The following is a 782-nucleotide window of genomic DNA, read 5'->3' as shown; positions in this document are numbered from 1 at the left end:
ATTTTATAAGTATAAGTTACAGAATTATAATTGATCTCAAAGCGCTTAATAAGTAGATATAAATACAACCCGTGGTGCTAGTTAAAATTAATCTTGAATTGCTCCTGTTTTCCAAGGCGTGTAGGCTAGCAAAATCCCATCTAAATTCGTTTCGAATCCGGATGGACTCTTCTAACGGATCGAAGAAAGAGCAAAACGAGTCACTAAGATGGAAAATAACGTTTCGATTTGCTTGCGTTTTCGTCGCATCTGGCGTGTAAAGGCTGGCGTCCACCGTTCTTTTTTGCTGTTTGAACGCATTGGCACACAAAGGAGGGTACCGAAGTTCTTTTCCAAACGAACGTGTAAAGATTGACTGAGGTACCCTTCGTCTCCAAGAACAAAGGCAGAAGGCGTCTCGCGAAGCAATTCTTCTACCATCTGTACATCGTGAACCGAAGCGGCCGACAAGACGTAACTTTGGACGAAACCGAATGAATCGATTTGCACGTGTAGCTTGAATCCATAGTAATGACTCTTTTTGGAAGCGCAATAGCCAACGTCAGCTAGCCCTCGAAAGCATCGCGCCCTTTTTAAACGAAGAAGATCGAGTATGCGCTGCCGAACTCCGGTGAAGAGAGTCGCTTGCGTAACCACTTGAGCGCGAAGCGAAGATCTCGGCATCGCCGATTGTACCGAGAACGTTCGACAACAGGACCTAAATTCCCTTGAATAAAGCGATACTAGGCACGTTCTGAGGTGAATCCTAGCCCTTTTCCCAGCAGATGAAGCGTCAGGATATG

General features: G+C 45.1%; 1 protein-coding gene. It reads right to left on the bottom strand.

Annotation, left to right across the window (positions count from 1 at the left end):
* Positions 1–171: 171 nt before the first annotated feature.
* A complete protein-coding gene (locus PTI45_RS23840) occupies positions 172–663 on the bottom strand; it encodes an IS982 family transposase (RefSeq protein ID WP_139129327.1) in 492 nt (163 codons plus the stop codon).
* Positions 664–782: the final 119 nt, after the last annotated feature.

Source organism: Paenibacillus nuruki, assembly GCF_001721045.1.
Lineage (GTDB): Bacteria > Bacillota > Bacilli > Paenibacillales > Paenibacillaceae > Saccharibacillus > Saccharibacillus nuruki.
Note: the sequence above shows the minus strand (reverse complement) of the source record. Positions and strands in the feature narration are given on the sequence as shown.